Annotated in this window: 25 protein-coding genes and 1 pseudogene; 6 read left to right on the top strand and 20 right to left on the bottom strand. The window is 66.3% G+C overall.

Annotation, left to right across the window (positions count from 1 at the left end):
- The 6 genes and pseudogenes from ABZS43_RS34270 to ABZS43_RS34295 form a co-directional block, all read right to left on the bottom strand.
- Positions 1-1,184: pseudogene (locus tag ABZS43_RS34270) on the bottom strand (phage tail protein); the annotation flags it as partial.
- Complete coding sequence (locus ABZS43_RS34275) at positions 1,181-2,113, bottom strand: hypothetical protein (RefSeq protein WP_355040160.1); 933 nt, start codon at positions 2,111-2,113, stop codon at positions 1,181-1,183. The gene ABZS43_RS34275 and the pseudogene ABZS43_RS34270, both read right to left, overlap by 4 nt.
- On the bottom strand, positions 2,110-5,667 hold the full coding sequence (locus tag ABZS43_RS34280; RefSeq protein WP_355040161.1) for a hypothetical protein: 3,558 nt from the start codon (positions 5,665-5,667) through the stop codon (positions 2,110-2,112). Before ABZS43_RS34280 ends, ABZS43_RS34275 begins: the two co-directional genes overlap by 4 nt.
- A gap of 24 nt (positions 5,668-5,691) precedes the next feature.
- Entirely contained in the window at positions 5,692-6,135 is a 444-nt protein-coding gene (locus ABZS43_RS34285) for a hypothetical protein (RefSeq protein WP_355040162.1), read from the bottom strand.
- An 8-nt stretch (positions 6,136-6,143) separates the two neighbouring features.
- Positions 6,144-6,548, bottom strand: coding sequence for a hypothetical protein (locus ABZS43_RS34290; RefSeq protein ID WP_355040163.1), 405 nt, complete (start codon positions 6,546-6,548; stop codon positions 6,144-6,146).
- 1 nt (position 6,549) lies between these two features.
- Positions 6,550-7,224 (bottom strand): hypothetical protein, encoded by a 675-nt coding sequence (locus ABZS43_RS34295; protein WP_355040164.1) that lies wholly within the window; start codon positions 7,222-7,224, stop codon positions 6,550-6,552.
- Positions 7,225-7,435: 211 nt separating this feature from the next.
- Between ABZS43_RS34295 and ABZS43_RS34300 the strand changes: the two genes are divergently transcribed.
- Complete coding sequence (locus ABZS43_RS34300; RefSeq protein WP_355040165.1) at positions 7,436-7,702, top strand: hypothetical protein; 267 nt, start codon at positions 7,436-7,438, stop codon at positions 7,700-7,702.
- Between the two features lie 40 nt (positions 7,703-7,742).
- Here ABZS43_RS34300 and ABZS43_RS34305 read toward each other — a convergent pair whose 3' ends face one another.
- The 12 genes from ABZS43_RS34305 to ABZS43_RS34360 form a co-directional block, all read right to left on the bottom strand.
- Positions 7,743-8,108, bottom strand: coding sequence for a hypothetical protein (locus ABZS43_RS34305; protein ID WP_355040166.1), 366 nt, complete (start codon positions 8,106-8,108; stop codon positions 7,743-7,745).
- Positions 8,108-8,407 carry a hypothetical protein gene (locus ABZS43_RS34310; protein ID WP_355040167.1) on the bottom strand — a complete coding sequence of 100 codons (300 nt, stop codon included), beginning with the start codon at positions 8,405-8,407 and terminating at the stop codon, positions 8,108-8,110. The genes ABZS43_RS34305 and ABZS43_RS34310 overlap by 1 nt, the downstream gene beginning before the upstream one ends.
- A gap of 24 nt (positions 8,408-8,431) precedes the next feature.
- A complete protein-coding gene (locus ABZS43_RS34315; protein WP_355040168.1) occupies positions 8,432-8,791 on the bottom strand; it encodes a hypothetical protein in 360 nt (119 codons plus the stop codon).
- Positions 8,791-9,195 carry a hypothetical protein gene (locus tag ABZS43_RS34320; protein WP_355040169.1) on the bottom strand — a complete coding sequence of 135 codons (405 nt, stop codon included), beginning with the start codon at positions 9,193-9,195 and terminating at the stop codon, positions 8,791-8,793. Before ABZS43_RS34320 ends, ABZS43_RS34315 begins: the two co-directional genes overlap by 1 nt.
- Positions 9,192-10,241: a P22 phage major capsid protein family protein gene (locus ABZS43_RS34325; RefSeq protein ID WP_355040170.1), complete on the bottom strand. Its 1,050-nt coding sequence runs from the start codon at positions 10,239-10,241 to the stop codon at positions 9,192-9,194. Before ABZS43_RS34325 ends, ABZS43_RS34320 begins: the two co-directional genes overlap by 4 nt.
- Before the next feature lie 9 nt (positions 10,242-10,250).
- Positions 10,251-10,895: a hypothetical protein gene (locus ABZS43_RS34330; protein WP_355040171.1), complete on the bottom strand. Its 645-nt coding sequence runs from the start codon at positions 10,893-10,895 to the stop codon at positions 10,251-10,253.
- Positions 10,896-10,974: 79 nt separating this feature from the next.
- Positions 10,975-12,531: a hypothetical protein gene (locus tag ABZS43_RS34335; RefSeq protein ID WP_355040172.1), complete on the bottom strand. Its 1,557-nt coding sequence runs from the start codon at positions 12,529-12,531 to the stop codon at positions 10,975-10,977.
- On the bottom strand, positions 12,521-13,828 hold the full coding sequence (locus ABZS43_RS34340) for a PBSX family phage terminase large subunit (protein WP_355040173.1): 1,308 nt from the start codon (positions 13,826-13,828) through the stop codon (positions 12,521-12,523). The genes ABZS43_RS34335 and ABZS43_RS34340 overlap by 11 nt, the downstream gene beginning before the upstream one ends.
- Positions 13,825-14,451, bottom strand: coding sequence for a helix-turn-helix domain-containing protein (locus tag ABZS43_RS34345; RefSeq protein ID WP_355040174.1), 627 nt, complete (start codon positions 14,449-14,451; stop codon positions 13,825-13,827). The genes ABZS43_RS34340 and ABZS43_RS34345 overlap by 4 nt, the downstream gene beginning before the upstream one ends.
- A gap of 5 nt (positions 14,452-14,456) precedes the next feature.
- Positions 14,457-14,795 (bottom strand): P27 family phage terminase small subunit, encoded by a 339-nt coding sequence (locus ABZS43_RS34350; RefSeq protein ID WP_355040175.1) that lies wholly within the window; start codon positions 14,793-14,795, stop codon positions 14,457-14,459.
- Between the two features lie 293 nt (positions 14,796-15,088).
- A complete protein-coding gene (locus ABZS43_RS34355) occupies positions 15,089-15,475 on the bottom strand; it encodes a hypothetical protein (protein WP_355040176.1) in 387 nt (128 codons plus the stop codon).
- Positions 15,462-16,172 (bottom strand): hypothetical protein, encoded by a 711-nt coding sequence (locus ABZS43_RS34360; RefSeq protein ID WP_355040177.1) that lies wholly within the window; start codon positions 16,170-16,172, stop codon positions 15,462-15,464. The genes ABZS43_RS34355 and ABZS43_RS34360 overlap by 14 nt, the downstream gene beginning before the upstream one ends.
- Positions 16,173-16,807: 635 nt before the next feature.
- Here ABZS43_RS34360 and ABZS43_RS34365 point away from each other — a divergent pair.
- The 5 genes from ABZS43_RS34365 (at position 16,808) to ABZS43_RS34385 (ending at position 20,397) form a co-directional block, all read left to right on the top strand.
- The gene (locus tag ABZS43_RS34365; RefSeq protein ID WP_355040178.1) at positions 16,808-17,716 is read left to right on the top strand and encodes a hypothetical protein; all 909 of its coding nucleotides are present in this window, start codon (positions 16,808-16,810) and stop codon (positions 17,714-17,716) included.
- A 105-nt stretch (positions 17,717-17,821) separates the two neighbouring features.
- Positions 17,822-18,556: a DUF2786 domain-containing protein gene (locus tag ABZS43_RS34370; protein ID WP_355040179.1), complete on the top strand. Its 735-nt coding sequence runs from the start codon at positions 17,822-17,824 to the stop codon at positions 18,554-18,556.
- A gap of 108 nt (positions 18,557-18,664) precedes the next feature.
- The gene (locus ABZS43_RS34375; protein WP_355040180.1) at positions 18,665-19,111 is read left to right on the top strand and encodes a hypothetical protein; all 447 of its coding nucleotides are present in this window, start codon (positions 18,665-18,667) and stop codon (positions 19,109-19,111) included.
- Between the two features lie 165 nt (positions 19,112-19,276).
- Positions 19,277-19,711 (top strand): hypothetical protein, encoded by a 435-nt coding sequence (locus ABZS43_RS34380; protein WP_355040181.1) that lies wholly within the window; start codon positions 19,277-19,279, stop codon positions 19,709-19,711.
- Positions 19,708-20,397, top strand: a complete 690-nt coding sequence (locus tag ABZS43_RS34385; protein ID WP_355040182.1) for a hypothetical protein — start codon at positions 19,708-19,710, stop codon at positions 20,395-20,397. Before ABZS43_RS34380 ends, ABZS43_RS34385 begins: the two co-directional genes overlap by 4 nt.
- A 184-nt stretch (positions 20,398-20,581) precedes the next feature.
- On the opposite strand, the gene ABZS43_RS34390 is transcribed toward ABZS43_RS34385, so the two are convergent.
- Both ABZS43_RS34390 and ABZS43_RS34395 read right to left on the bottom strand, forming a co-directional pair.
- A complete protein-coding gene (locus ABZS43_RS34390) occupies positions 20,582-21,793 on the bottom strand; it encodes a UDP-N-acetylglucosamine--N-acetylmuramyl-(pentapeptide) pyrophosphoryl-undecaprenol N-acetylglucosamine transferase (RefSeq protein ID WP_355040183.1) in 1,212 nt (403 codons plus the stop codon).
- Between the two features lie 12 nt (positions 21,794-21,805).
- The gene (locus tag ABZS43_RS34395) at positions 21,806-23,974 is read right to left on the bottom strand and encodes a cobalamin-dependent protein (protein WP_355040184.1); all 2,169 of its coding nucleotides are present in this window, start codon (positions 23,972-23,974) and stop codon (positions 21,806-21,808) included.
- Positions 23,975-23,979: the final 5 nt, after the last annotated feature.

Below are 23,979 nucleotides of genomic sequence, written 5' to 3' on the forward strand. Positions count from 1 at the left end.
GGTGCCCCACCCGTGTGATGGGGTGGGGCACCCGCGACCCCCGGCATCGAGGACCCTCCGGTCACGATCTGCACTGCCGTGGAAGCGGTCTCGGTAAACTTCGAGGTCTCCACCCCCGACGTCGGGCTGTCGAAATACACCGCGAACGGCGTCGACACCTGGGTCCGGCGCTGACCTTGTTCGAGGTATTCGGCCGGAGTGACCGGGTCGAGGATGGCTTCCTCGACGCTGTCGATGAAGTCCTCGGAGAACCGCGCGACGGTGCGGACCAAGCCGTCGAAGGGGTTGCCGCCGTTGCTGGTGTCGCTGTAGTAGCCGGAGGTGTTGACGATGTCGATGACGAGGGTGCCGTGGCGTAGTTTCGGGGCGCCGGGCCACGGGGGCGGGTCGCCTTCGAGCCAGCGTCGGCAGCGCACCGACAGTTCCGCGTCCTCGAGGATGTCGCGGGCCATGTCGTACCAGTACTTGAACCGTGAATGCGGTGTCGCCCACAAGGTTCTGGCGGCGAGGTCCTCGGCGAAGCTGGTCGGGGCGACAACCACCGACCACTGCGACATATCCAAACCGACCGCACCCAGCCACGAGGCTGGGTCGAGGGGGTCGTCGGGGAGCTGCCAGCCGTGCTGTTGCACCTGCTCACGCATGACGTTGAGGAACAGCGGCAGTTTCAGCGCCCACCGGGCCGGGCCGGGGACGGGGCCGAAGGTGCGCGGAATCTGCACGGAGGCGTCGAAGAACGGATTACTCCAGATCAGATACGACTTGCAGTGCTGGAAGTCGTCGACGAACCGCAACGTGAGGACTTGGGTGCCGTCGGCGCGGCGTTCGATGCTGTGGTCGATGAGCCGTCCCGACCAGCGTGAGCCGGGGGCTTTGTCGCAGGTGATGTGGATGTTGCGGCCTTCGCCCGCTTCGACGCGGGCGCGGGTCTGCCACACCCACTTCGACAACGGGTCATCCAGCGGCAACTCGATGAGGGCGGTGCCGGTGTCGTTGTCGATCCAGGTGAACTCCGCCCGGTATTCCGAGCACACAAGTCCGGCGAGTCGCCAGTGCCCGTCCCAGAGCCGAACGAGGGGTTCGGCACGCCGGTCGAAGTCGTCGGCGGCGTCGGCGGCCAGGGTCGCGTCCCAGATCGCCTCGCACTGCTCGGCAAGGGTCATGCTATCGAGATCGACGCTCATCGCAGCCCCCACGCTCTGGACCACAACCGCGGCTGCCGAAGCTCCGCTCGTGCGCCCCCGGCGGGTGCGTCGGTGACGCTGATCGGCAACAGCGTCGGCGGGGTGCGGGGTGGGATGCGGTGCATGAAGTGCAGGCCGCCGAGGCGTCCGATGAGGTTGGTGCCGTTGAGGTCTCGGACGTAGAGGCGGTCGGGGTCGAGGCTGATGCGTGCGCCGCCTTCGCGGTCGCCGAGCATCGGCAGGTCGATCATCCGGTTGCCGTAGCGGCCGCCGGGGGTGCGTCGATACTTCTTCCCGGTCCATGACACGTCAGGGACACGCCATTTGCCGCGGGTAAGCAGCCACTTCTGCGCCATCTCAAGATCAGTGGGGTTGGAGACCTCGATGAACCCCTCACTCGACCCCGCGCCGGTCTCCCAGAACGTGGTCTTGGTGGGTTCTTCCCACATCGGTTGCGCGGCGGTGACCGCCATCGGCACCAGGGACTTACGCAGCAGGTGCGGGTCGCGTTCGGACTCGAACTCGACACTCTTGTCCAGCGCGAGCCACAGCCAGCGGGTGGAGCGGTCGGTGCTGATCTGGAGTTTGGTGAGGGTGGCGTCGGGGTCCCAGGCGTCGAGTTCGTAGTCCCAGGCGTTGCGCCAGTCGGAGTCGCGTTTCTCCCATTCCTCTTCGTCGCGGCCGTGGATGTTGACCCCGAAGGTGATATCGCGCTTGAGATACCGTTTGCCCTGGAACGTCGCGCCGCGCTGGTAGACCGAGGACTTGTAGGTGGTGGTGACCGGCGCGTCCCCGATCCCCTTCGGGCTGGTCGCCAAGGTGATCACGTCACGGTCGGCCCTGGGGCCGTTGATGATCCAATACGACTCATCGACGCCGAAGACCTCGACGGTGACCGACTCCGGGGACACATACACGAAGGCGGTCACCTCCTCGCGGTGTACTGCAACGCCCGTAGATCCGCGATCTGGAGCGCGCGCCGATACCCCTCGTCGACGTCACGGGTTTGGACGGTGATGTGGGTGGAGTTATCCACAGTTGTCACAGGCCCGCCCGGTGCCGTGGGTGTCGGTAGGGGTGGGGGTGCGATTTGGTTCATCAGCGACTGGTAGTCGGCGTTCCCTGCGGTGCGGGCGGCCTTGGTCGCCTCGAACACCTCCAGGGCCTTGCCGTAGTCCTGCATCGACCGCACCCGATCGGAATTGAGCAGGTTCGGCGTACCCACCACCGACAGCGAGTCATCGAGCTGCCCCGTCAGGAAGTCCGTACCCGCGCTGGTGAACCGGTCGGAGAACGACTTCCCCAACGACTCCCAGGTGTCCAGGCCCAGGCCCTTGTGCGCCGGATCAGCCAGCCCCGGTTGGGTCTGGCCGGGGACCGGGACGGCGATGGCGTCGACCAGATCGCGCAGCCACCGGAACTCCTCGCCGGTGAGGACCGCTTCGGGTTTGCCCGAGGTGTTCCAGCCGAGAGTGCCCGGTTCCCAGATACCGCCCTGGTCGTAGCCGTGGCCCTTGCCCCACATCTGTGACAGGTCCAGCCCGTAGCGGGACTTGTAGTAGCGCAAGGACGCGACCATGTTCGCGAACGGATCACGGCGATCGTTCGGGAGGGTCGGGTCGCGGTGAGCGGCGAAGGTGCCTGGGATGATCTGCAACAGGCCGACTCCGGCCTGTTCGCCGGTGCCGTTGGCGTCGACGATGGTTTGGGCGATGTCGGGGTTGCCGCCGGACTCGGATTGGATCTGCGACAGCATGATCTCGACCTGCGCCGGATCGAAGCCCTCCCGTTTGAGGGCTTCGATGGCCATGTCGCGCCACCGCTGCACCGCCTCCCCCGCTGGGACGCTGAGCCCGCTGGATGCGGAGTGTCCGGCGATCGCCTGGGCGGCGGATTCGCTGGCCTGTTTCAGCACGGCCGCGGGTGCCAGGCCGATGCCGCCGCCGAAGTCGGGAATCTGATCGACCAGAGCCTGCACCGGTGTCAGGAACAGCTCCGCGATCCGGCCACGGAGCCCGCCGGTCACGGCCCGGAACTTGTCCTCCACCCAGTCGGTGACCGACCCGAACAACCCGCCACCGTCACGGAAGCGCGGCAGGTGCCCCGCGCGTGCGGCGCGGCGCAGCCGCAGGACCGCGTCGTGTCCGCCTGCTCCGTCGACTTCGGCGCCGGTCCAGACATGCTCGTCACGCGAGAGCAGCGCCGGGACCGAGTCCGAGACCCGCGAGCCAGCACCGTGCACTCGGCCCTCGGTGACAGCGGGGCCGCCGGTGGCGCGGCGAGTCTGTGGGATCAGGGCGACGTCGCCTGCCCATTCGGGCAGCACCGGCAGTACGGAGCGGATGGAGTTCCAGATGTTGCGGAATCCGCCGTTGACGACGTGTTCGATCGCCCAGTTGATCGGTGTGGCGAGCCGATCACGGAGTCCGTCCCAGGCATCGCCGATGCCGTTGACCAGGGCGGAAACCCTGGTGCCGAGGCTGTCGAGGGAATCGCCGAACCCGCCGAGGTCCAGGATGCTCATCGTCAGGGCGTCGGGCAGCCGTTCGCGCAGCCATTCGCGGACTTTGTCGAAGGCTTCGGGTACCCCTCGGATCGCTTCGATCAGGGTGAACAGCGAGCCCTGGAACAGGTTGAGGCCGGTCAGGTCTCGGAACGCGTCGAACAGCTCGTATAGCTTGTGGGCGGCCTGGCCGACCCACACCGCCAACTGCCCGAGGTTGGTGACAGTGGTGCGGACGTCTTCCCAGAACTCGCGCATCGCAGCCTGGCCCTCGGGCGAGTTCAACCACGCCGAGAACCGATCCAGATTCCGCACCAGCGAGTCGAGCATCGACTCCCCCGACGGTTCGGCCGAGGTGACCAGCCCGCCCAGGGCTTTGCCGACCGACTTCGCCAGGTCCCAGATCTTGCCCAAAGCGTCGAGGGAGTCGCGTAGGAAGTCGCGGAACTTGTTCTGCCCGTCCGGGCTTTCGGCCCAGGCCCGGAACTGGGCCATCGTGTCCGCGAAGCCTTTGGAGGCGTCGGGCAGGAAGTCCGACCCGACGCCAGCTAGGGACAGCAGGCCCTGGAACAGGTCGTTCACCCCGGCCAGTAGCGGTCCGATCGCGGCTTTGGCGTTGACGAAGATCTTCTCGAGTTTGGCCCCGGTCTCCGGAGTCGACAGGTCAGCGAGAATGTCGCGGACGCCGGTGTTGATGACCTCAGCGATCCCCGACAGACCGTCACGCACTCTGTCGAGTTGCGCGTCCGCCAGGCCGACGACCGAGTCCCCGAGGCCGGTGAACAACGGTTCCTGAACGGCCATCCGGAACGCGGTCCACCGATCGCCCATACCCCGGATGGTGTTGACGAACTCCCGCGCCGACGGGGACAGTTTCGACATCGCCCGCTCGAAAGCCTCAGCAGCACTGGACTGCTGCGACGCGGCCTCGGACACGGCGGTACGGGCGTCGGCCAGTGCCTGTTCGGCGTCGGCCAGGCGCTCCCGTGCCGCGACAACGGCATCGGCGTTGTCGATGCCTTTGGCTTCGGCGTCGGCAGCTTCCTCGTCGATGTCGACGCGGCGCGCCCTTGCCTCGGCCAGGGACTGTTCGGCGTCGATGACGCGCTTGTTCGCCCGCACGTAATCGAGCGGGTCGGTCGACTTCAGAGCGGCGAGATCGCGGCGTGCCTCGGCGAGGGAGATCACCGCGTCGGCCTCGCTGAGCGCGGCCCCGCGCGCCTGCAACGCGAGATCGCGCAGTCTCTTCGAGGCTTCGGAGTAGGCGGTGTTGAGGTCCTTGCGGGCCTGGGTCAGACTCGCCACGGCCTGCTGCTCGCTGCGCTGGGCAGCCGCTATGGCGCGGGCCTGGGTGGTGGCGTCGCGGGTCGCCGATTCCGACATCGCCTTCGCGGCAGTGAACGCCGCGCTCACCCCCGAAACACCGACCGCGAGCGTCGCTATCCCCGCAGCAGCGACAGCGGCGGCCGCGGGCAGTAGCGCGAGGGTGCCCGCGGCTTGGGCAGCGACGGAGATCAGCGGGAACAGCGCCCCCGCGACCAAGGCCATCACCGCGACCTTGAGCGCCGTCGCGGCGGCCGAGGCCAGGCTCATCGCCATGTTGAACCCGCCCATATTCGGGCCGATGGACCCGAACTGGTTACGCAACTGCGCCAACAACGCCAGAAGTAGGAGCAGTTGGGCTTGGTCGAAGGTGATCCGGATGTGAATGGAGATGTTGCGGTAGGGCGCCAGCGCGGTGAACAAGGCCGACCCGAACCCGGACATGTCCGGGCGGATCTTCACCCCGATCGACAGATCCCGCCGCCACGACAACCGGGTGCGCAGCAGCTCGTTGAACTCGCTCAGGTCCGGCACGATCCGCAGGCCGTGGGTGATGGCGACGCGCTGGAGCTGGATGCGGATCTGGTTGACGAAGTTGCGCGCCAACTCCGGATTGATCGTCAGCCGGGACGAGCCCGCCGAATACGCCTGCGACACCACCCCCACCCCCCGGACTGCCTTCTAGGTATCGACTCCCAGCCGATGCAGCACGTCGAGGACCTGGTCTCGGTCCGCGCGAGCACGAGCGCGAGCCTCAGCGGTGGACGGGCGCGGTTCGGGCGGGATCGGCGCGGCCGGGCTGTCGGAGAACAGCGAGGCCACGACCCGGATCAGCTCTTTGGTGACGTCGATGTGCCGCAACATCAACAGCGTCGGCAGGTCGTAGTACAGGGGCGAGATCGGCGACGGTGGCGCGTTCTCGTCGATCTCCTCGCGGGCGCGCAGTGCCCCGAGTTCGGGGTCCATGAGCAGCGCGGCTTGGTAGTGCGACCACATCGGCAACCGCCGCGCCAGCCGGATCAGCTGGGTCCACGGGCGCTCGCCGCGCATGTAATCGAGGAGGTCTCGGCCTCGGTCGAAGAAGTCGGCCTCGATGTCCTCACCGTGGCGGTCGATGAGGAGCACGAGGCCGCTCAGCCCCCCGGCAACTCACCCACCTGCTCCGGAGCGGGCAGCGCGTTGAAGTGCTTGTTGATGGCGTCGAACAGCGGCCACAGGACCTCGATGTACTCGTCCTTCACCACCGCCCACACCCGCTCGAAACCGTCCCCGCACATCGCCTCGAACAACTCCTTGATCCGGCCCACCTCCACGTCCTGGCCGTCCAAGACCGCCGCGAGGGTCAGGACCTGCCAGACGCTGTCGGGTTCGTTGATCGGGGTCGGCGGTGTGGTGCCATCGAACATGTAGGGCGGCTTGCGTTTCCGGTCACGCGTGGCGCGAGCTTCGTCGCGCATCTGCATCCACGTCGAACCCGCAGGCGCAGCCGTGGTGGTGTTGTTCTTGCGGCGGTTCTTGCGCCGTCGTGAGTTGGGCATGTCAGGCTGCCTTTCCTGCGGCGATAGTGAAGCCCATCGGGACCACCAGGTCCGCGATGCCGGGGCCGCACAGGACGTTGCGCATCGAGTAGCCGAGTTTGTCGTCCACGGTGGCTTTCACGGTGATGGGCCAGGAGGCGATGTTCTCGGCGTTCCACTGCTGCTGACCGACCTCGGTCACCGACGCGCGCGGCATCACACGCAACACCCACTTCTCCCGTGGTCCGACACCGTCCACAAACAGGAAGATCACCCGGTAGTGGATCGTGTCCGGGGAGGTCGGCTCGTTCCACGACAGTTCCTTGGTCACTGGGTCGGCCTGCACATCGGCCAGGCTGCGGCCCGAGACCAGTTCCAGGACAGCGCGTTTGTACTCCTGCGCAGTGAACGCCGCGGACATGTCGCGTTTGACGATGTCGGAACGGGTCGGTTCCAGCCATCCCCAGCTCTCGGTCTCCGAGAGCTGCTGCTCCGGACGAAACTGCGGGCCACCAGACTTATCAATCAACCCCAACGACGAGAAGCCGTGGAGCGATTGAAATTTGGCGTCTGCACCTGCGGTGAACGCGATCGGTATATCCACAGTCATCGGCGCGAGCAGCACCGCGCCCTTGAGCGGTTTGAGTAGCAGATCCTTGTTCGCGTCTACGATCTGCTCGAAGGTGGCTGCTGCCATAACAACTCCTGGTGATTCTGTCGCGGAGGACGGACTGTGTGGTGTGCGCGTTAGTGCAGCGCTGCTGCCGCGCTGCGTGATTCGCTGTCGCGAATGCGGGCGATTTCAGAATCGACCGGTGGGCCGATGGTGCAAACACGCGGGCGTGACACACCGTCGATCTGCGCTGACGGCAAGACATGGCGGTTTCGTTAGCCGTAGCGTGTCGCTGGTGGACACACGTATCGCGATCGTCCTGGGTGTCGTCGGCGTGATCGCCTTTGTCATCGTCGGATTCGCCGCTCTATTCGCTGCTCAGATGGTGGCGGGGAAGATCCTTGAGGTTGTCCACAGGCACCCGAAGATCGCCTGGATCTGGAACATCACGTGGATGACGCTGGTCGTTGTCGGCTTCATCGTCTGGCACTGGATTCCGATTGCCATTGGCGTCACCATGTTCGTGCTCGTGATGGCGGTGCTGTTTCTCAGCGACGACTAAGAGATCGCCGCATGTGAACTGCGCGACGGTAGTTTGGGATCTACAGCGCTCGGAACGACAGTTGATACACCGCTGTGAGTTTCCGGTCGTTCGGGTCCAGTGCGGGAGCGTCTTGGCCGCCGGTGATCTCGCGGGCGGTGTCGATCAGGACACCACCCGCTTCGCTGCCCCCGGATTCGGTGATCACCTGGCGGCAGGCTTCCTTGAGGCGTTCGGCCTGCTCATCGGTATCGGCATACGTGTCCACCCGCACGATCGGCCGGTCGGTGGTCCCGTCCTCGGCACCGCCGACCCGGCGTACCACGGTGTAGGGCAAGCGTTGTCCGGGTCGGCGACTCTTGACCGTGGGGACGATCGGGGTGAGCAGAGTGATGAGGACTTCGTGCACGTTCGGATAGCTCGGCATCACCACATCCCGTCGATCGAGTGCAGGAAGTCAGCCATCACATGCTCGGCCGCATCGTCGCGGGTGCCCTCTTCCCGGTAGCGGGCGTAGGCGGCGTAGGCGTAAACGACGCCGTACTGGTGCCCGCCGCCGGGATCGACGTAGCCGACCACCGATGTCGCGTTGTGACCGGTGCGCCGATGAGAGCGGGTGCGCCAGTAGTCCGCGCCCAGGTCCACGATGTGTTGCAGGATCTGGCGGGTGTCGCTGCCGGTGCCGACCGCCAGGTCCAGGGTGTTGCCGGTCGGGTCGTAGTCCACGGGTGTCCTCCTCGGGCAGGGTTGTCAGAATCCGCGGGCGATGCGGAAGCGGTGGCCGGGTGACCAACCGGTGAGCGGATTGGTCGGGGTGAGAATCGCGCCGACGACCCGGAACGGCTGTCCGTCGACCTTCACTCGGTCGGTCGCTCGGATGTCGGAGCCGAGTGGTGCGGTGAGTTGTGCGGCAACGGTGATCAATTCGCCGTCGACGTACTCTTCGCCGGTGGTCCAAGAAATCGGGCAGGGGCCGATGGTGTGACTGGGGCGGGCGTAGCGGTCCAGCAACTGCCCGTCTTCGTCGCGCAGGTCGCCGTAGGCGTCGGCTTCGCCTTCGCGGTAGACCTCGACCATCACCCCGAACGGATACTGCGGTGGTTCGGTCATCAGCAGATGAGCGGTCGCCCGGAGGCGAGTCCGGCGTTGCGGAGCACGAGAACCGATTCGTGGCAGAGCCGTTCGGCGGCCTGTGCGACGGCGGCGGGATCAGGCAGGCGGTAGGCGACCGACCCTCCGTCCACGGATTGGCTGGCGACCTCGGCGCGCAGCGCCCCCGTCGCCGGGGTGATCCGTGCCTTGGTCCAGGCGATGACCTGGAGGCAGGTTGCCTCGCGCAGGGCCTCGCGCTGGTCGGGATCGGACGGCAGTCCGGCGGGGGTGATGGCGTAGAGGTCGTTGACGGTGTGGTCGCGGACCAGCGTCGAGGCCGATTCAATCAGCGCCGCCGCGTCGGCCGGGATCGGGTCGAGTCGGCCGGTGAGGTCGGCAGGTGTGGCGTAGACGAGCATCACGCGGCGTCCTTGGTGGTGCGCTTGGCGGCGGGCGGCTTTGCCCCCTCGGGATTGCCGCCACTGCCTTCGGGGTTGCCGCCGCCCTCGGGGGTCGGGGCAGCCACGGGTGCCGGGGCCGGTGCGGCGGCGTGGGGGCCTTGCAGCAGGACCGCGCGGTCGGGGTCGAGGCAGGTGACGCCGTAGAGGGTGTCCACGGAGATGACGGTGACCTTGTGGCGGATCTCGTAGTCCATCGCGACCCGCATCGACAGGCCCTTGTATTCGACGGCGAACACGTCGGCGCCGGGCGGTAGTTCCATCGGCGCGGACGCGAACGCGAACGCCGTGGAGTGGAACGCGACCCCGACTTCGGTGGTCGGGTCACCGGGGCGCGGTGCGGGTGCGGGCTGTCCGACGTTCTGGCTCCAGAAGGTGTCGAACCCGACCACCTGCTGACCGATCGAACCCTGACGGAGGGCCGCGGTGGAATCGCTTTTGTCCGCGTGCAGCAGCAGCGGCTTGCCGAGCCAGCGGGCTTTGGTGGTCGGGCCGATGACCGCGCGCCGGCCTGGTGCGGGCACGGAGTTGATGTCGAGCAGTCGTCCGGCCTCGATGAGGTTTTCTGGGTTCTCCCAAAGCATTCCGGTGCCGGGTTCCATCGGCACGGCCCCGGCGGTCTGGGTGACCTTGGCGCGTAGCGCGAGTAGGTCGCGGTCGACCTTCTGGGAGATGGCTTCCATCGCCGGGCGCAGGACTTGTTCGTCGAAGTCTTCGATGTCGAGGGTCATTTCCTCGGTGGTGACCTCGAGGGAGACGTCGGCGATGGTGTCGAGGACGACGGGGATCTTGGATTCGCGGGCGTCCTGGATGACGATGCCGCGTTCGCGGTCGAAGGTGGTGGCCTCGAACCGCGGGGGCTTCTTGATGTTGACGGTGTTGCCGACGCTCTGGGGGCCGAAGTCGGCGGAGATGTCGCGGTACACCAAGGGCAGCATGACCGTGAGCTCGTAGAGGTTTGCGAGGCTGCGGCGCGCGAGCACGTCGGGGGTGAGGAATTGATTGGCCACGATGCTCTCCTATGTGCGTGAGCCGTTGATGGAGTCGCGGACCTTGCGCCGCAGGGCTTCGATGTCGTGTTCCTCGGCCGCCGGTGGCGGGGTGGCGTTGCCCGCCCCGAACTCCCCGCCCGAACGCGGGACCGGTGGGGTGTCGGCGAGTTTCGGGTTGTCGGTGATCGCCTTGGCGACCACCGCGTCCAGCCGCGTTCCGAAGTCGGCGGCCTCGAGATCGAGGCCGTCGAGGGCGCCGGTGCCGCGCAAGTATGGGAGTAGGAGTTTGGGGTCGCCGTGGTGGGTGTCGGCGGCGGTGGTGATGGCGTCCTTGATCCGGTAGTCGCGTAGCTGCTGGTCGGAGGTGCTGGCGCGGGCGGTGAGTTCGGCGATGACCTGTTCGGGGTCGCTGTTCTCATCGGCCACCAGGCCCAGCGCGCGCCCGATCTCCTGCACCACCGCGTCACGGGCCTGATCGGCGGCCGCAGAAGCTCCGGAGCGGGCCTGATCGAGTTCACGGCGCAGATCGCCGATCAGCGCCGACAGCGCGACCGGATCGGTGACCTCAGCGGCCGGTGCGGGTGCGGGTGGGACCGGGGCCGGTGGCGGGGGTGTGACGGGTTCCGGGACCGGTTCCGGTGGTGTGACGGGGTTGGTGGGATCGCCGGACATGGCAGCCTTCCTTTACCGTGAGGACGGGTGGACGAAACATGTTGTGCGGCAGCAAGAAGCGTGACCGCGTGGTGGTGGTTCAGGCCGGGAGGTTCGGGCGCGGCGGGGTCGCCTGCTGGGCGGCGCGGTCGCGTTCGGCGACCTGTTTGGTGATGCGGGCGACTTCGTCGTTGACGTCGTCGCCGGACCAGTTGGGCTGCCGTTCGCGCACGGCCTGTTCGACCGAGATCAGGTCTGCGGTCTTGAGCGTGGCCAGCCGGGTCGCGTTGTCCAACGGCGGGAGCTGCGCGCGCACCGGCCACCGGACTTCCGGGTCGGCTTTCAGTTCGATCCGGCTGCGGAAGTGGATCGCGTCCAGCGCGGCGAGAGTGCGCGCGAACGGGGCGAGTTCGGCCTTCCAGTAATTGATCTTCTGGTCACGGGTGGTCTCCGACAGCTTGTCTCTCGAGTTGACCCCGGTCGCGGTGACCAGACCCGCGCTGCGGTCGTCGCCGAACGCCGACGAGGACAGGCCCGCGCTGCGCAGGACGAGTTCAGTGATCTCGGCCGCGGTCTGCTGATGCTCCTCCCAGCGAATCGTGAACTGCTGCGGGATGATCGGCGGCTGACCATCCTTCAAGCTGCCCAGCCCGGCACCGGGCAGGGTGGTATAGATGGCTTGTTCGGAATCGAACACCGCACCCGAACCAGGCCCACGGGCCTGGGTGACGGCCTTGTCCACGAACAGCCGCGCCCGGCCGAGGTCGATGTCACGCAGCCACGCCGACCACGTCTCATCCAGGGCATCCAGCAGCGGTTCCTGGCCCTCGAGGTCGGAGCGGCCCAGCTGTGCGAGTCTTGGTGTGTGCCGCCACGTTCGGTTCGGGCGCACGTTCGGGACGTAGCGGGCGGTGAGCGTGTTTACACCGGTCGCTATCGCCGCATTGCTATCGACCACGGGTGCGGCCCACGCGGTGGCGGGATGTTCCAGGAGATTTCGGCGCTGCCCGAGCCGATCCCGACTACCCCGATACAGGCCGTGGTGGATACGGCCGGGCGCGTGGTACTCGAGGTGCCGCCACACGACTCCGCTGCTGGTGTCCTCGGCCACGGCCTGCCAGAACGTCACCGCCGCCAGCCGGTCGTACCGCCACACCGGCACCGCCGCGTCGGCGGACATGATGCCCAGATTCACCCGGTCGCTGATCGCCTGGTCCCACCACCCGCGCAGATATACCCCGCCCAGCACCGAGGCGAGTTCCCCGGCCTCCAGGAGGGTGGAGGCGGTGTCCGCGCCACCGAGCAACAGTTCGAGACGAGTCTGTGCGGTCTTGCGGTCCCCGCGTGCGTCGGTCTCACCGATCACGAACCGCGGAGCCTGGGAGAACAACAGCGCCGACGACCCGCGCGCCAGATCCGCCGCGAGGGGGACGTGCAGGCGTTTGGTCGCCTGCGGATTCGGCCGCCCCCAGAAGAATCGCGCGATCCGCCCCACCAGTCCCCCGGCGAACTGGGACGGCCGGAATGCGGGATAGCGCTGGTAGTGCTCGGCGAGGCGGTCGGTGTCGCCCGCGTACCAGGCGTCCCAGACCCGCATGGCCTTCTGGGCCTGGTCGAACGGTGGCGGGGGCCAGGTGATGTCGGAGTCAGGCAGCATCGGGGACCTCGTCGAATCCGATGATTGGCCGCCAGATCCGTTCGGTGGTGATCAGTGCGTAGCGCAGGGCGTCGATGCCGTGGTCGTTGACCTTGATGGGTGCGTCCTCTCCCTCTTCGGTGGCCGTGGTGGACCAGGAGTAGGCGGGCAGCTCGAGCAGCAGGGCCGGACACCGCGAGGAGACCTTGAGCAGGCCGCGGGCGAATAGCATCGCCATGACCCGCAGCCCGTAGAGGACGTCGTTGTCGGCGACCTCGGTGTCGAGGCCGTCGGTGTCGAGTTGCACCCGCAGCGATGCCGCCGAGGGGTCGGCGATCACGAACTCCGGACGCATCCGCGCCTGCCGAAGATCGGGCAGGTGGCCTTGGGCGAGCCAGGCCCGGATCTCCTTGGACAGTTCGGCGTCGGTCTTGCGCTGGCTCATCGTGGAGGGCTCGTAGCGGTATTCGTCCACCGCGTAGAGAACGCCGTCGACGCCGATACCCAGCAGGACCGCGTGGGTGGGGTTGGTGGTGCCGTAGTCGATACCGACCGCGATCAACTGACTCATCAACGGGATTGCGGCCCAGTCGATCACATGGTCGTCATCCCACGAGTCGAACACACTGCCGTCCGCCGCCACCCAGTGCCCGAGAATGAAGCGCCGGTACCACAGGCCCGAGTACTCGCGCTTGTACTGGAGTTTCCGTTTTTCCGACAGCGCGGGGTTGTCGTCGAGCTCGAAATGCCATGTCCGCCATTCCGGCAGCAGCGGTTCCCCCTCGGTGTCGGTCTTGTCGATGCGGTCGAGGAATTCGCGTTTGAGCCAGTGCACGGGGTTGTCGGGGTTGGTGGAGCCGAACAAACGGGCGTCGTCCAGGCTCATCCGGCCCAGGAGCTGGCGGAAGAAGTCGGGTCGGATGACGGTGATCTCGTCCACGTACGCTCCGGCCACGGTCAGCCCGCGCAAGGACATCTCGGCTTTGGCGTCGGATGCGCCGAGCATGTAGACCCGCCGCCCGAGCACGGTCGCGGTCGGCGCGCCGAGAGTGTAAGAGACCCGCCCGGCGAGATGTCCGAACAGGGCGGGGTCGCGCATAGGTTCGATGACATTGCGTGCCAGCGACTCTCGTGTCCGCCCGACCATGACGAACTGCCCGCCCGAGGGTGGGTCGGCGAGGAAGATCAGCCAGCACAGGATGGAGGCGATGGTCTTGCCGGAGCGGATCGCGCCTTCCCAGATGTTGCAGCGCACGACCGCTTCCACGATCGAGACCGCCTGTTTGCGCGAGATCGGGAGTTCGTCCAGGACGCTCACGAGGCCGAGCCGTCGTCGTCGGTGTCGTCCGGCGCCACGGTGGGGTCGGTGTCGAGCTGGTTGGCGTCCTGCTCGGCCTGGTCTTGTTCGACCGCGGCTTTGAGCTTGCCGAACAGGTCGCCCAACATGCTCCGGTCGGAGGCGACGGTCTCGTTGCTCTGGTTGGCGATCAGCTCCGACAGACTCCGCAGAGCTAGGGAGAGCGCGGTGTAGCCGTCGCGGACATCCCGCAGCGGTGGCAATGGCAGCGTGACCGGGATGAGGGTGTCGAGGCCGCGTTCGTAGGTGGTGACCGGGCTCCACAACCGCTCGTGCAGGGCCGGGATCTGGGCTTCGAGCATTTCGGCGAAGTCCAGGCGTCGCCGCTTCAGCTGCTCCAAACGGGCGGCGCTGGCCTCGGCGGTCTGGGCTTGGTCGAACCGCAACCCGAGGCGGCGCGCCCAATAGGTGATGGTCGACGGGTCGACACCGAGCAGTGCGGCGATCTCGTTGCGGCCCTTGCCCTCGGCGTGCAGCTCCACGATTCGGTCGCGGTCGTCGTCGGTGAGTTTGCCCGGCCGTCGTCCCGACCCGCGCCGCGCCGCTGCGGTGTCGGGGGCGGCGCTGTCCTCGGTGTCGCTCATGTCTTTCAGGTGCGGAACCGCGCGGCCCAGGCCGCGATCTTGCGGTCCGCGCGGTCGCGTACCGCCGAGATCGGGTTCGGGACGGGGGCGCCCGAGGCGGCGTCGATCACGAGGAGCCCGGTTTCGGCGAGGATCACCGTGGCCTCCTGGAACTCGGCGAGCGCCTCGCAGTAGGCGGCGAACTCGAAGAGATTGGCGGGGGTGAGTTCGGTGTGGGGGGCCAGGCGCTCCCACATCAGCCGTGCGTCGCTGGTGAGCCATTCGGGCGGTTCGGCTTTCCACGCCGACAGCGACACCGGCGGGGTTCGCCGTAGTGGGATGACCGGATAGTCGGGCGCGGTCATGACAGTTCACCTCGATTCACAGGGGAGGCGGCCGGGTGCCAGTGCCGCTGGTGCGGGTGGCGGCGCTGGCACCCGGCGCGGGGTGGCGGGTCAGGAGCCCGAGGTCGAGCCTCCGCCGATGGATGCGGCGATGCGGCTGCGCACGCGCTGTCCGGCAGCGCGCACGACGGTGCCCAGGCGGCGGCCCGCGGAAGCGAATCGGTTCATGTCTCCTCCTTTCCGGGGTGTCGGGTGCGGACATGAATGAACCCCGGCAGAAACATCTGCCGGGGCTCACGGATCGGTGGTGAGGGTTACCGTTCCTCGAGGTCGATGCCGAGGATCTCGGCGACCTTCTCGCCGTCGAGGTATTTGTCTCCGAGTTCGACCAATTCGAGCTTGCGCAGGAATTCGTCCTTCTGCGCACGCGAACGGAAACAGATCGCGACCCAATATTCGGAGTCGTTCATGGCCGCGAATTTCGCGGCCCATTCCTTACTCGCTCCCGACAAGCCTTTACCGAGTGCGTTGAGTTCGGCTTTCACATCTGCTTCGAGGTCGCCGGTGGAATTACCGCGAACCTCGGCGAGGGGGTCGGGGTGTGGTTGTCGGCGTAAGGCTTCGGCGATGTCCTGGCGGGACGCTTTCACTTTGGACTTGCCCGCTTTCAGCATGGCGAGGACGTCATCAGGGAGCGGCATTCATCACCTCCGTGCGGAATATTTCGAGATCGGCCAACGGGAACCACGACAGGATCGTTTGATAGTCGTCGGGGAAATGGGTTCGGATCTTGCCGAGGTAGTCGTAGCGGATACCGTCCAACGATCGTTTGAACAGCGGATAGTCGGGGCCGACCTCGATCTTGGCCTGTTTTATCCGCGCCCACACCTCCTTCGTCTCCCAATCCCACAACGGCGATTGGCGGCGGGTGCGGGGTTTGACCGGCCCCCACCGTTTGATCGCCAGCATCCGCGTCGCCGAATCGGCCGCGCGCACGCCGTCGAGAATCCAGGTGTCGGGGGCGGCGAACGCCTCGCGCATCAGTTCGTCCCATTCCTCGCGGGTGGGCACCCACAGGTCGGCGGCCTCGATGATCGCGCACCGCTCCGGCGGCTGAAACACCAGGTTGGACAGCATCCGCCAGAACGCATCCGCCGGGAGATCGATGATCCGCCGCTGGAAGTGCTGCTCGTAGCGGTCCAGGTCCTCTCGTACGAACTTCAGGCCCGGCACGATCGACTTGTGGATCGGGATCACCTCGATACCGCGGTCTGCCAGCTCGAGCCAGACCGCGATGGAGTCCTTGCCGCGGCTGAAGTTCAGGATCACCGGTTTCCCGGTCTCGGCGATCCCGTCCAGCAGTTGCACCGAGGTCGGATATCCGGGTAGTCGGATCACCGGCGCCCTCCCGGATGCGCCGGCCTGGGTAATAGGCAGAACTTGGATTTCTTCCTGTCAGTTTTCATAGTGAAATCCTCGCTGTGTGAATTTCTCTCTTGCCTTGGAACAGGGCACACCTGATCAGGCTAGGTGGCAGGCTCACACCATTTACCCACCCCCCAAATCAGGGCCTCTGAGCCATTCTCAGCCCCTGAATGGTGCCAGGGGTAGGCCAACCCACCCTAGGGTCATTTGGGGGCTCACAGACCCAATTCAGGGCCATTTTCCAGGGATTATGAGTTTCCCCCTTGCACACCATTTCCTACTCTGGCAATGTGGGTCCTGGAAGTGCTTTACAGGCTTCAATTCACCACTGGGTACCTGCCTTCGACTAACGGCAGGGTCGCCCCAACAATTCCGCCTATTGGTACGGCGACATTCATATCGTCTTCTGGGTGAATTTCGGCAATTCCGGTGACAGCGGAGCTATGCCAATTTCACGGGGGAAGTCGCACCGAGTTTTACCCGCTCGCGTGGCCCCCGCATGTCGTTTGAGAACTCCACAGTGTGAACCATGCCAAGACAGAACCATTCTGTCTGTCCGTTCCTGCCTCCCAAATCTGTTGGGCGGCAGTCGTTCACTGGGAGAATTCATGTCCACTCGCACCACCACCCGCAACGGCAGCACCGGACCGCGCAAGGCGACGCCGTCGAAAGCCAAGCCTGCGGCCGAGCCGAAGAAGGCCGAACCGAAGGCCAGGCCCAAGGCCGAGCCGAAGCCGGAACCGGAAGCCAAGGCGCAGAAGCCTTTCTGCACCTCGTGTGGTTCCCGCGTCGCTCCGGAGGAGAACGATCCGTTCCTGGGATCGCCTCTGCTCTATGACGATTCGGGATTCGCGAACCTTTCCGGTGCTCTGTTCTTGTGTGGTTGGCGCTCGCAGACCATTCAGAAGGTCGTCGACGGCCGACCCGCCGTCACGCTCGTCGGTACCCCCGTCGACGCGAATGGCGACACGCTGACCAACCGCAAGATCATCACCGCGACGTGGCATCACCGCACCGATATCGGATGGGTGCAGATGGCCGAACTGTGCGGCTACAGCCGCTCCGACGGCCAGGGATTCCAGAACCGGACCGCCGAGCAGCTGGTGGAATACGTCGGCCGCAACATCGCCGAATGGGCGCTCGCGCCCATCGACGAGACGGCCGAGCCCGAGCCCAAGAGCAAGGGCAAGACCACCCGCAGCAGCGGCGGCGGCAAGACCGCGGCGAAAGCCACGGCCGCGCCGAAACCCGACCCCAAGCCCGAGGCCCCCGACGATTCGGAGGCCCCCAAGCCCACGGTCGACCCGGAATCCAGGGGCCTGCCCCAGGGCAGCAGCCCCGCACCCACCGAACCCGCCCCCGATCCGGCGACCGCGCCGGAATCGGAGCCGGAACAGGTGGCGGGAGAACCGGAATCGGTGGAACCCGATCCCGGCGACGAGGGCTCCTCGCTCGAGGAGGACAGCGCCGCCGCAGGGGTGGAGGAAGAAGTGCTCGAGGAGGGCGCAGTCGCGTAGCACGCGGCGGCGGCCGACTCAGTGAGAGGCCCGGACCGAGCCAGTCCTTAGCTGGTTCGGGACGGGCCTCGCTTCATTCAACCACCTCGACCGAGAGGGAAACAGATGGAATCCGAGCAGGATTCGCAATCCACCGAGAAGATGTTGCGGCGGATTCGGGGGCTTTTCGCCAAGGCGGAAGGCACCGACAACGAGAAAGAGGCCGAGACGTTCCGGGCGAAAGCCTATGAACTGCTCACCAAGCACAACCTCGACGAGATGAAAGTCCGCGCTTCCGGGCAGCACACCGCTGCCTCGGTCCGCGACGATCAGATCGTCGTGGTGCGTTTCGATCTTCCGCTGCGTTACCGGGAACAACGGATGACGTTGCTCAGTGCGGTGATGCGCCCGTTCTACAACAAGGACATCGACTGCGGTGACGGTGTCGTGCGCTGTGTCGGGGTCCGGGCCCAGATCGAGAAAGCCCGCTTCCTCTACAGCCTGCTGTTACCGCAGATGCTGTCGGCGACGAGCAAGTACGTCCCCGATGATCCGTTCGATCACTCGGCGGTGGTGCGGGAACGCAGCTCGTTCATGAACGGCTTCTCGACCACGGTCTACCAACGCCTTCTCAAGGCGGCGACCGATGCGATCAACGACGCCGGTGGCGCTGCCGCTGTGGCGGTGCGTGATCTGGTCAGCCGGGTCGACGCCGCGTTCGACGCCAGGTTCCCCAACAGGTCCAAAGGCGTCGCACACCGCCACGGCGGTGAGGGCTTCGCGGCAGGTGCCCGCAGCGGCAACGCCGCCGATGTCGGACACACCCGCCTAGGCGGAAACCGCCAAGCATTGGGTTCCTGATCATCCACGGTCCGGCCACCTCGAGCGAGGTGGCCGGACCGTGGTTTCGGCCCCTCAGAACTTCCTGCGGCCGTCCGGTCGCGGGAGAACCAGGAAGGAAACAACGCATTGAACGACAAGAACGAAGGCCCGGCGTGTGGTGTGAGTTTCGAGCTGTCGTGCGCGAACTGCGGGCAGGTCGTCTCCTGCGAGCGCGATGACTCGGACTACATCGCCCGCGACCTGATCGCCAGCGACGACCTCGGATTCGGGGCATTGCTGGCGGCGCTGGTCGTGGCCGGGTGGGACATCCAGATCCACCAGCTCGTCGTGGGCGAGTACCCGCGCGTGATCGTCATGGGCACGCCGGTCGACCGCAACGGGCACACCGCGATCAACAAACACGACGTGACCGCGATCTGGGAACGCCGCCCCGAAGGCTGGCTGGCCGGAACCAAGACGACCGGCTGGCAGCGAATTCAGGGTGGCGCATTGCATCCCGAGTCCGCGGGCGAACTGGCCCGTCTCGTTGCCGCCAGCCCCGCGGACTGGGTGCGTACCACCAGCGCCCAGTGACCGACAGCGGTGGTGGAACCCGACCTCCTTAGCCAGGGCCGGGCACCACCACCGCTTCATGACCCGCCCTCCGGGGCGGGTTCCCCTCGCCGCGTCCCGGCCTGCTTAGCCCCAGGCCGGGACGCGGCTCCCTTTGTTCACACCATTTCTACGGGAGACAACACGATGAGTGATCCCTGCATCGTGGGCAGACTCGGCGGCGTATCGGCCACCGGGGTGTATGTCCACGTCGACGGAACACCGGACCAGATGCTCGAACGCCTCGGGCTGATCATGGCCCGCGACGGTATCGAGACCACCTTGAACACCCTGACCAGCCGTCACTACGGGTGGACGTATCTGTGGCCCGAACTCGATGAGGGCGACGCCGAAACCAACCTCGGTCTGCCCTTCCACAAAGGCAGGGTGGTGGAGGGCTACGGGTTCAGCTACACGATCGGACCAGCCATGAACGGCTACACCCTCACCGATGCACGCCAGCATCCGCTGATCGGGTGGGCGTATTTCATCGACCCGGCTGGCGGTGACGTCCACTGGTTCGACACCCGCCCCGGAGCGTCGGAGGCCGCGCACGTGGTGTCGGTTTGGAGCAGGGCATGAGCGCCGCCGACGAACCGTTGCCCGAGGGCACCTGGCGACGCGACCGGATCCCGGGCGGGTGGCGGTACTGGACGACACTGTCGCGCCGCTACAGCGAACCCGACCAGTTCCGACCTGCGTTGATCACCGCGATCACCGAGATGCGCTGGTATCCGCCGAACCCGGCGGTCCTGCCGATGTGGCCGGGACTGGGTCTGGTGGAACTGATACGCACAGAGCAGTTCTCGGGCGTTGGCGGACTCGGTGTCAGCGAGACCCCGTTGGAGTTCCCCGAGGACGCCTACCTGGATGCCTACCTCGAACGAGGGGCGGAGCCGGTCTGGGCCACCTACAGCCTGCTCGGTATCAAGCAGGTCCTGCGGGATGGTTGGCAGATGTCGTACTTCCTCGATAAAGGTGTCGATATCGGCGGTATCGCCATCGATGTCGTCGCCGAGCAGCACCCGGCCGATATCAGCATGTTGTGCCTGCTGGACCGGCACGACGAGTGCACCGGCACCTACAAGACACAGAGCTGGATACACCGCGAGCGGGTGCCCTGCCAGTGCGAATGCGGCTGCCAGGCAAGGTCACAGAGGCGCGCCTCCGATGATCGAGTTGACCAGCTCGACCACGAAGGTCAAGACTTCGAGCCAGATAGGCAGGGCGGCACCGTAACTCATGACGAACCTCCGAAACAGGAGTAGAGAAAAGGATTAGGAAACGACGGAACCCCCGGCGTCCTGGAGGGGGTAGGACGCTCGGGGGTTCTGTCATGCGCCGGTATGGCGGTGGGGGGTGAAGGCACACTACTGGCGCGAAACCGACGCTAGCTGTCCACAATCCGACTGCGCAAGAGCCCCGTCTGTGAGACCACCGTGGGAGGTCTGGTCACGGTAGCGCGAGGTCGAGGATGGTCAGCGCGAGGTGTTCGGCGGCTTCGGGATGTCCCATCGCTCGGGCGTTGCCCGACATGGTCTCTCGTTCAGTGGATGAGGCCAGCAGCGGGAACAGGTGGTCGCGCAAGTCCTCAGCGGTCGGCGTGATGCCGATCGAGCGGGCAGCGTCGTGCTCGGCGAGGTAGGTGGCGTTGCGGAGTTGTTCGCCACCGACAGAGTGGGGGTAGGGGATTAGCACCGAAGGCTTGCCGAGCGTAGTCAATTCCGCGAGAGTCCCAGCACCGGAGCGTGATACGACGACGTCGGCGAGGGCGAGGACGTCGGGAAGCTCGGTGCCGATGAATTCGCGAATCTGGTAGCGGGCTGCAACTGATTCGGGCAGTGTGGCCGCGTGGCGGCTGACTTCGGCGTAGGAGTTGCGGCCGCACTGGTGGATGACGTTTGCCAGGTGCAGCAGGTCGGGTAGTAGGGCGGCGATGAGGTCATTGATCTGGCGCGCGCCTTGTGCGCCGCCGGTGACGTAGACGGTGGGGAGACTCGGGTCGTAGCCGGACCATTCGAGGGCTTTGATCGCTGCTTGCGAGTCGCCGTAGGCGAGTTCTGGACGGACGGGATTTCCTGTGACCACGGTGCGGGGCCGCAGGTTAGCGGGCACGACATCGACCGATGCTTGGGAACTCAACGCGATCCGGTCCGACACACGAGCCAGCAGCGCGTTGGCCGCGCCGAGGCCGGTGGTCTGCTCGTGGATGACCAGCGGCACCCGGCGGCGACGCAGCCGCGCGGCCAAGCCGATCGGTGCCGAGACGTATCCCCCGGTCGTGAGGACGGCATCAGGGCGTCGTGCAGTGACCAGTGTGCGGGCGGTGAGCACCGACAGCGGCACCCGGAACGCGTCGCGCAGGTTCGCTGTGTTGAGCATCTTGAGCGGGTTGCGGTCGCGACGCAGCTTACCCGCGCGCACCGGCGCGAATTCGATCCCGTGTTCGTTGGCGACGCGTTGTTCCAGCGAATCGGGGGTGCCGACCCACAGGGTCTCGATATCAGTGTCGGCTTCGCGGGCGAGGGCGCGTAGCGCGCGGACAGCGGATACGGCGGGATAGGTGTGCCCGCCCGTGCCGCCCCCGGCGACGATCACGGTGACCGGGCCGTGTGCGGCCAGTCGGCGAAGTATCGAGGGACGGTCGGGAGGGGTGGGGTCCACGGCGCTCCTGGATCAGGTGTCGGAATGAGCTGATGTCGATGAGTTCTCGCCCACTATGCCGGTTTCGAGCCCGGAACCGGTGAGGCGGGGCCTTCGCAGCAAATCGGTCATTCGCAGTTTGGTCAACATACGTCCGGCCCCGCGCGGGTCGGCACCGAATTTCGACAAGTAGCCCTCGACAGTGCGGATCTGGTCGTCGCTGAGCGTGAAGCGGCGGGTGTCGCGGACGGGCAGCAGGTACGTGCCCAGTCGGTCGGGTACCGGGGCGGTTATCAGGGACTCGAGGTCGAAGCGTGCGGGCTGTGTGTGAGCGGCAGCGGCGCGTGCGGTGAAGACATCTACCATCCGGAGCCGGTGGTATTCGGTTGCCTCCGTAGCGAATTCCGCCGCCAGAGGCTCCCCGATGGTCGCGGTCACCGTGGTCCAGGCGGTGCGCGCGAGTTGACAGGCTTGCTCGAAGGTTTCACTGAAGGCTTGCGCGCGGTAGGTATAGAGCAGGTTGACCCCTTCAGCGCCGGACAGGTAGCGGTCGAGATGTGTCAGGGCGTGGTGCTCAAGCTCGCTGCGGTCGGTCCAGAGTTGGCGGTCGGTGTCGGCGAGGAACGCCGCGCTCAGAGTAGTGAACACATTGGCGTCGGGCCGGTCGATATCGGACAGGACGTGATCATAGATGGCGGTGAGCCAGTCGAATACCGGGACTCCACAGGCGCGCAGGCCCTGGACCAATGCGGAGAAGGCGCCTCCGTTGTAGAAGACGCCGACGAGCAGGTTCATCAGACGGCAGTGCCGGTAGTCGGTGAAGGACATCGTCGGCAGCGCCACGCAGACCTCATCGATCTCGGCTGCGCTAACGATGCCGCCGAGCACGTCGTAGCGACCGGCGCAGCGTGGCATGACGCGGAATCGGGTGGTCATCCGGTGCTGGGCGCGCGATGTCCGGCTCCACAGGTCCGAGCCGGGCAAGAGTGTGAGTTGGAACATGTTGAGGCGCTCGAAGCCGCCGTCGAGCAGTCCCCGTAGTGACGCGAAGTGCGCGTTCTTGCTGTCGCCAGGCAGACCGAGGATTACTTCGCTGTAGGCGCCGGTGTCTCGTGCGGCAGCGGCGAGGGCCACGTCGATGAGTGCTTGGGTGTCAATGTTGGCGCGTTTGACGTTGGCCAAGACCTCGGGGTCCAGTGATTGCACCGCACCGGACAGCGGCATTGCGCCGTTGACCAGGCTGACCGCGTCGAGGACACGTTCGCGTCGGTTCTTTCCGGTGGTGACGCTGATGTAGCGGGGCCAGCCGAATTCGGCTTGGCAGGAGGCGATGGCTTCGCAGACCTGTCGATCCTCGGGATACATGCCGAAGTTGCTGTCGGTGATCAGCAGTTCGTTGCGTCCGCGCCCATCAGCGAGCAATGGCACCACACGTTCGGCGATGTAGCGCAGTTCGGAGGTAACGCGGTCGGCCGGTTTTTTCGCGACTTTTTGGTGGTAGCGGGTTCCTTCGACGCAGAAGGTGCACGAGAACGGGCAGCCGCGGTTGGTTTGGATCGTGGGAATCAGTTGTCCGTCGATGAACTCATCGAGCATTCCGGCAAGGTAGGGCGAGGGAACGGCGTGCAGGGCGGCCAGGCGGGGGCCGGGCGCGGGCAGGTGAGCCCGGCCGTGGGGTTCGACGGAGTGGACACCGGCTACTCGGCCGTGGGTGTGGGCGCGGCCGTGTTCGGCCAGGGTGAGCAGGAGATCGGCGAAGGCTTGCTCGCCTTCGCGGTCGACGTAGAAGTCGACGGCCCCCCCGAGCTGGTCGCGCAAGAACTGTTCTTGTTCAGCGGGGACGGTGGGATAGTGCGGACCACCGAAAACGGTGACGGTGTCGGGGAAGCTCTGCTTGATGCGGGCGGCGAAAGCGCGTGCGAGGTTGGAGTTCCACACGTAGTTGGAGAAGCCGATGACCTCGGGCGCGCCCTCGGCGGCCAGTGCGGCGGCGAGGCGCTCGGGGTATTTGAAGATCCGAACGGGGTGTTGGAATTGCATCAGGGTCGTGGCGTAGGTGGCGAGCCCCGCGACGGCTTGAGGGATCGTCTCGGAGGACACGCCTTGCTGGGTGTAGGTCAGGTCGACCAGCCATACCCGCAACGGCATCGTCGGTAGTTCGCGGGGTGATGTGGTGGTCAGGGGGATCGGGACCGCGTTCATGGTTC

This window comes from Nocardia sp. NPDC005366 (assembly GCF_040606855.1).
In the GTDB taxonomy this organism is placed as follows: domain Bacteria; phylum Actinomycetota; class Actinomycetes; order Mycobacteriales; family Mycobacteriaceae; genus Nocardia.

What these genes read in the sequence shown, in the direction of transcription:
- ABZS43_RS34290 (WP_355040163.1), bottom strand. Translation starts at nt 6,548, where the DNA reads ATGCCCAACTCACGACGGCGCAAGAACCGCCGCAAGAACAACACCACC.
- ABZS43_RS34295 (WP_355040164.1), bottom strand. Translation starts at nt 7,224, where the DNA reads ATGGCAGCAGCCACCTTCGAGCAGATCGTAGACGCGAACAAGGATCTG.
- ABZS43_RS34305 (WP_355040166.1), bottom strand. Translation starts at nt 8,108, where the DNA reads ATGCCGAGCTATCCGAACGTGCACGAAGTCCTCATCACTCTGCTCACC.
- ABZS43_RS34315 (WP_355040168.1), bottom strand. Translation starts at nt 8,791, where the DNA reads ATGACCGAACCACCGCAGTATCCGTTCGGGGTGATGGTCGAGGTCTAC.
- ABZS43_RS34330 (WP_355040171.1), bottom strand. Translation starts at nt 10,895, where the DNA reads ATGTCCGGCGATCCCACCAACCCCGTCACACCACCGGAACCGGTCCCG.
- ABZS43_RS34335 (WP_355040172.1), bottom strand. Translation starts at nt 12,531, where the DNA reads ATGCTGCCTGACTCCGACATCACCTGGCCCCCGCCACCGTTCGACCAG.
- ABZS43_RS34345 (WP_355040174.1), bottom strand. Translation starts at nt 14,451, where the DNA reads ATGAGCGACACCGAGGACAGCGCCGCCCCCGACACCGCAGCGGCGCGG.
- ABZS43_RS34350 (WP_355040175.1), bottom strand. Translation starts at nt 14,795, where the DNA reads ATGACCGCGCCCGACTATCCGGTCATCCCACTACGGCGAACCCCGCCG.
- ABZS43_RS34355 (WP_355040176.1), bottom strand. Translation starts at nt 15,475, where the DNA reads ATGCCGCTCCCTGATGACGTCCTCGCCATGCTGAAAGCGGGCAAGTCC.
- ABZS43_RS34365 (WP_355040178.1), top strand. Translation starts at nt 16,808, where the DNA reads ATGTCCACTCGCACCACCACCCGCAACGGCAGCACCGGACCGCGCAAG.
- ABZS43_RS34370 (WP_355040179.1), top strand. Translation starts at nt 17,822, where the DNA reads ATGGAATCCGAGCAGGATTCGCAATCCACCGAGAAGATGTTGCGGCGG.
- ABZS43_RS34380 (WP_355040181.1), top strand. Translation starts at nt 19,277, where the DNA reads ATGAGTGATCCCTGCATCGTGGGCAGACTCGGCGGCGTATCGGCCACC.
- ABZS43_RS34385 (WP_355040182.1), top strand. Translation starts at nt 19,708, where the DNA reads ATGAGCGCCGCCGACGAACCGTTGCCCGAGGGCACCTGGCGACGCGAC.
- ABZS43_RS34395 (WP_355040184.1), bottom strand. Translation starts at nt 23,974, where the DNA reads ATGAACGCGGTCCCGATCCCCCTGACCACCACATCACCCCGCGAACTA.